Origin of the sequence: Mycobacterium sp. 1245852.3 (assembly GCF_001669335.1) — a bacterium.
Classification (GTDB): domain Bacteria; phylum Actinomycetota; class Actinomycetes; order Mycobacteriales; family Mycobacteriaceae; genus Mycobacterium; species Mycobacterium europaeum_A.
Genome location: NZ_LZLL01000597.1, coordinates 1 through 5,269, shown reverse-complemented (window position 1 = coordinate 5,269; position 5,269 = coordinate 1). Strand labels below are relative to the sequence as shown.

The 5,269-nt window shown below is 66.2% G+C and carries 4 protein-coding genes and 2 pseudogenes; 3 read left to right on the top strand and 3 right to left on the bottom strand.

Annotated features, from left to right (window positions below; translation table 11 throughout):
* From A9W96_RS27950 to A9W96_RS27940, 3 genes and pseudogenes are all read right to left on the bottom strand, one after another.
* Positions 1-217, bottom strand: a pseudogene (locus A9W96_RS27950) (phosphate ABC transporter permease subunit PstC); the annotation flags it as partial.
* Positions 218-247: 30 nt separating this feature from the next.
* Positions 248-1,360 carry a phosphate ABC transporter substrate-binding protein PstS gene (pstS, locus tag A9W96_RS27945; protein WP_067144488.1) on the bottom strand — a complete coding sequence of 371 codons (1,113 nt, stop codon included), beginning with the start codon at positions 1,358-1,360 and terminating at the stop codon, positions 248-250.
* Between the two features lie 244 nt (positions 1,361-1,604).
* Positions 1,605-1,874, bottom strand: a pseudogene (locus A9W96_RS27940) (phosphate ABC transporter substrate-binding protein PstS); the annotation flags it as partial.
* A gap of 133 nt (positions 1,875-2,007) precedes the next feature.
* Here A9W96_RS27940 and A9W96_RS27935 point away from each other — a divergent pair.
* The 3 genes from A9W96_RS27935 (at position 2,008) to A9W96_RS27925 (ending at position 5,227) form a co-directional block, all read left to right on the top strand.
* A complete protein-coding gene (locus A9W96_RS27935; protein ID WP_066878698.1) occupies positions 2,008-2,799 on the top strand; it encodes an SDR family oxidoreductase in 792 nt (263 codons plus the stop codon).
* 25 nt (positions 2,800-2,824) lie between these two features.
* The gene (locus tag A9W96_RS27930; RefSeq protein WP_067025225.1) at positions 2,825-3,901 is read left to right on the top strand and encodes a diacylglycerol kinase; all 1,077 of its coding nucleotides are present in this window, start codon (positions 2,825-2,827) and stop codon (positions 3,899-3,901) included.
* Positions 3,902-3,985: 84 nt separating this feature from the next.
* Positions 3,986-5,227, top strand: coding sequence for an Nramp family divalent metal transporter (locus A9W96_RS27925; protein ID WP_197499687.1), 1,242 nt, complete (start codon positions 3,986-3,988; stop codon positions 5,225-5,227).
* Positions 5,228-5,269 lie beyond the last annotated feature (42 nt).

The window sequence follows — 5,269 nt, the reverse complement described above, 5'->3', positions numbered from 1 at the left end:
CGCTGGTGCTGAATTTGGCGCTGGTGAAGAAGTTCGCGTGGTTCACGCGCAGCGACGGGACGGCACGCAGCAACAGGAACACCGCGATCAGCAGGATCGCGACCACGATCGTCGAACCGGCGGCGGCGGCGATCAGCTTGAACAGTCGATCGGCACGCCGTCCCACGTGTTCACTCAGCGCTGTGAGTGCCGGCTTCTCCGTGGTCGACGGGCTGATTGCTGTTCCTCGTGTCACGACCACCTCAGGTTATGTGATCGCGTTGATGGAAGCAGACAACCTCGCTTTGAACGCGTCAGGGATCGGGATGTAGCCGTTGTCGGCCAGGCCATTCTGCCCGGCGCCGATGGTGCTCTGCAGGAACGCCTTGACCGCGGTACCGATCTGGGCGTCGGGATACTTCGAGCAGACGACCTCGTAGGTCGCCAACACGATTGGGTATGAACCGGCCTGGGTCGGCTTGTAGAACGAGAGCGTGTCGAGCACGAGGTCGTTACCCTGGCCGGCGATTTTGGCGCCGGCAATCGTCTTGCCCACCGAGTCGGCGCTGATCGACACCGCGTCCGGGCCGGCCGAGGTGACGATCTTGGCCATGTTCAGTTTCTGCGCCTGGGCAAACGACCACTCGTTGTAGGTGATGGATCCTTCGGTGGCCTTGATCGCCGCCGAGGTGCCGTCGTTGCCCTTGGCCCCCTCGCCGACCCCGCCCTTGAACGTCTTTCCAGCACCCTTGCCCCACGCGCCGTTGGCGGCGGCATCGAGGTACTTCTGGAAGTTGTCCGTGGTGCCGGATTCGTCGTTGCGGAACACGACGTGGATCGGTTCGGCGGGCAGCGTGACGCCGGGATTGAGCGCCTGGATCGCGGGGTCATTCCACGTCGTGATCGCGCCGTTGAAGATCTTCGCGGCCGTGGCGCCATCCAGGCTCAGCGAATTGACGCCGGTGACGTTGTAGGTGATGGCGATCGGACCGAATACCACCGGCAGATTCAGCGCCGGCGAACCGCAACGTTGTTGCGCCGCGGCGTATTCCTTCGGCGCCAGGGGCGAATCCGAACCGCCGAAATCCGTTTGCTTACCGTTGAATTCGCTGATTCCCGCACCCGAACCGTTGGCGGTGTAGTTCAGCGTCTGGCCGGGGCAGGCCTGCTCGAACGCGTTGACGAAGCGGGTCATCGCATTGGCCTGGGCCGTCGAACCGCTGGCCTTGAGGGTCTTCGCCCCGCCGCAGCTCACCTTGCCCGATGCGGATCCGCTGGTAGCACTCGCGCCGGTCCCGTTGTTGTCGCTTCCGCATCCGGACAGCGCCAGCGCTGCGGCGCTGACGACACTGAGCACGGCGCCAAATCGGTTGAGTTTCAATTCGCTTCCTTACGGTAGGGATGAAACAGCATCGCCGCCGGTCGGTAACGCTGCGCCCCGACCGGCCCGTCTCGCAGCCACGAAGCTAACAGTAACAAGGTTAACTATGAGCAAACTGTTCGGCGATCGCCGCTGAACGCGTCGGCGACCGGCGTCGACGTGGGCGGGGGCCGAACGCGGTGTCACCTGGAAAGCGCGGGGCAGCAAAGAAAATGGCCCATCCGGCGAGGGCCCGTTCGGCGAATCACGCGATGGCGTCGATGGCAGCCGACAGCCGGGACTTGAACGGCGCCGGTACCGGGATGTAGCCGTTGTCCGCCAAGCCGTTCTGCCCGCTCCCGATGGTGCTCTGCAGAAACGCCTTCACCGCCGCACCCACCTGGGGGTCGGGGTACTTCGAACACACGACCTCGTAGCTGACCACCACGATCGGGTAAGACCCCGCCCGGGTCGGCCTATAGAACGAGAAGGTGTCCACGCCCAAGTCGTTGCCCCGGCCGGTGAGGGTGGGGCCGGGTGCGGGCAGACTTCGTCTTCGGGTGGCGTTGACCCCGTATGCAAAAGTAGAACCTGTTCCAGAAATGCCCGTTCCGAGACGGCGCGGCTTGCTACCGTGTCGGCTGACACCGAAACGAAGAGAGGCCGCCATGATCCTTGACAGGTTCCGTCTCGACGACAAAGTCGCCGTCATCACCGGTGCAGGCCGTGGCCTCGGGGCGGCCATCGCGCTGGCCTTCGCCGAGGCGGGTGCGGATGTTCTCATCGCCTCGCGCACGGAATCACAACTAGAAGCCGTCGCCGAGCAGGTCCGCGGCGTCGGGCGGCGGGCCCACGTGGTGGCCGCCGACCTGGCGCACCCGGAGTCCACCGCGGAGCTCGCCGGCCAGGCCGTCGAGGCCTTCGGAAAACTAGACATCGTCGTCAACAACGTCGGCGGGACCATGCCCAACACGCTGTTGACCACCTCGACGAAGGATCTCAAGGACGCCTTCACCTTCAATGTCGCCACGGCCCACGCGCTGACGCTGGCGGCGGTGCCGTTGATGCTGGAGCACTCCGACGGCGGCAGCATCATCAACATCACCTCGACCATGGGCCGGCTGGCCGGGCGTGGTTTCGCCGCCTACGGCACCGCCAAGGCCGCGCTGTCGCACTACACCCGGTTGACCGCCCTGGATTTGTGCCCGCGGATTCGGGTCAACGCGATCGCCCCGGGTTCGATCCTGACCTCCGCGCTGGACGTGGTTGCCTCCAACGACGAACTGCGGGCACCGATGGAGAAGGCCACACCGATGCGCCGCCTCGGTGACCCCGTCGACATCGCCGCTGCCGCAGTCTATTTGGCCTCGCCCGCGGGCAGCTTCCTCACCGGCAAGACGCTCGAGGTCGACGGCGGCCTCACCTTCCCCAACCTCGACATCCCCGTCCCGGATCTGTGACCCCTGACCACTTGAGGAGCACGTCATGCCCATCCCCGTCGTCCAATTGGGCACCGGCAACGTCGGTATCCACGCGCTGCGGGCGCTCATCACCAATCCGGAGTTCGACCTCAAAGGCGTCTGGGTCTCGTCCGAAGCCAAAGCCGGCAAGGACGCGGCAGAACTTGCGGGACTTACCGACTCGACCGGCGTGCTGGCGAGCACCGACCTGGATGCCGTACTGGCCACCGGGCCGCAGTGCGCCGTGTACAACGCGCTGGCCGACAACCGGCTGCCCGAGGCGCTCGAGGACTACCGGCGCGTCCTGGCGGCCGGCATCAACATCGTCGGCAGTGGCCCGGTGTTCTTGCAGTACCCGTGGCAGGTGATTCCCGAGGAGCTCATCAAGCCCCTGGAAGAGGCTGCGCAACAAGGTAATTCGAGCCTCTATGTCAACGGTATCGATCCCGGCTTCGCCAACGACCTGTTACCGCTGGCGCTGGCCGGCACCTGCCAGAGCATCCAGCAGATCCGGTGCATGGAGATCGTCGACTACGCCACCTATGACAGCGCCGCGGTCATGTTCGACGTCATGGGGTTCGGCAAGCCGCTGGACGACATCCCGATGCTGCTGCAGCCCGGCGTGCTCAGCCTGGCGTGGGGATCGGTGATCCGTCAGATCGCGGCGGGCCTGGGCGTTGCGCTCGACGAGGTCACCCAGGACTACGTGCGCATCCCGGCCCCCGAGGACTTCGACATCGCCTCGGGCCATATCGCCAAGGGCACCGCCGCGGCGCTGCGCTTCGAGGTGTTCGGCAAGGTCGACGGCCACCCCGTCGTCGTCCTCGAACACGTCACCCGGCTGCGCGAGGACCTGTGTCCCGACTGGCCGCAGCCGGCCCAAGAAGGCGGCTCCTACCGCATCGAGATCACCGGCGAGCCGTCCTACGCCATGGATGTCTGTCTGAGCAGCCGCAAGGGCGACCACAACCACGCCGGCCTGGTGGCGACCGCGATGCGCGTCGTCAACGCGATCCCCGCGGTGATCGCCGCCGAACCGGGCATCGTGACCACCCTGGACCTACCGCTGGTCACCGGCAAGGGGCTCTACCTGCCGCAGTGACGGGCGACGGGCGGGAAACGCCCTAGCCGCTGCGGGTCGCGCCCAGATGTTCGACTACCCTCACTTTCTTATTCGGTGAAGTGAATCGAGGTCGGCACGTTGGGGCAGCGCACCCAGGGCTCGCTCAAGGGCAACTGGTACTTGCTCGGGCCCGCGTTCGTCGCCGCGATCGCCTACGTCGACCCCGGAAACGTCGCGGCCAACGTCAGCGCCGGCTCGCAGTACGGCTACCTGCTGTTGTGGGTGATCGTGGCGGCCAACGTGCTGGCGGGGCTGGTGCAGTACCTGTCGGCGAAGCTGGGGCTGGTCACCGGGCGCTCCCTGCCCGCCACGATCGGCAAGCGGATGGGCCGCCCGGCGCGGCTCGTGTACTGGGCTCAGGCCGAACTCGTGGCCATTGCCACCGATGCGGCCGAGGTCGTCGGCGGGGCCATCGGCTTGCACATTCTGTTCAACCTGCCGCTGCTGGTGGGCGGCGTGATCACCGGCCTGGTCGCCTTGCTGCTGTTGGGGATTCAGGATCGACGCGGACAGATCATCTTCGAGCGCGTCATCACCGGCCTGCTGCTGGTGATCGCGGTCGGGTTCGCGGCGAGCTTCTTGGTCAAGACCGCCCCTCCTGAGGAGATGCTCGGCGGCCTGGTGCCCCGGTTCCACGGCACCGAAAGCGTGCTGTTGGCGGCCGCCATCCTGGGTGCCACCGTCATGCCGCACGCGGTCTACATGCATTCGGGCCTGGTCCTGGACCGGCACGGCCATCCCGACGAGGGGTCACACCGGCGCCTGCTGCTGCGCGTCACCCGCTGGGATGTGGTGCTGGCGATGACGGTCGCCGGCACGGTGAACGCCGTGATGCTGATCATCGCCGCGATCAACCTGCAGCACCGCGACGTGAGCGCCTCCATCGAGGGTGCCTACTCCGCGATCCACAACACGCTGGGCGCGACCATCGCGGTGCTGTTCGCGGTCGGGCTGCTGGCATCGGGTCTGGCGTCGTCGTCGGTGGGCGCCTACGCCGGGGCCATGATCATGCAGGGGTTGCTGCACCGCTCGGTCCCCATGGTGCTGCGCCGGTTGATCACCCTGGTGCCCGCCCTGGTGATCCTGGCGGTGGGGTTCGATCCCACCCGCGCGCTGGTGTTGTCCCAGGTGGTCTTGTCGTTCGGAATACCTTTTGCCGTGCTGCCTTTGATCAAGCTGACCAGCGATCGCGGCCTGATGGGCGGCGACGTCAATCACCGCATCACCACCATTCTCGGCTGGGCCGTCGGCGTATTGATTAGTCTGCTTAACGTGGTGCTCATCTGGCTGACGGTGACCGGCTGAATGCCGGCCCGCCGGCACCTTTACTTCGCATACGGGTCGAAC

What these genes read in the sequence shown, in the direction of transcription:
- A9W96_RS27935 (WP_066878698.1), top strand. Translation starts at nt 2,008, where the DNA reads ATGATCCTTGACAGGTTCCGTCTCGACGACAAAGTCGCCGTCATCACC.
- A9W96_RS27930 (WP_067025225.1), top strand. Translation starts at nt 2,825, where the DNA reads ATGCCCATCCCCGTCGTCCAATTGGGCACCGGCAACGTCGGTATCCAC.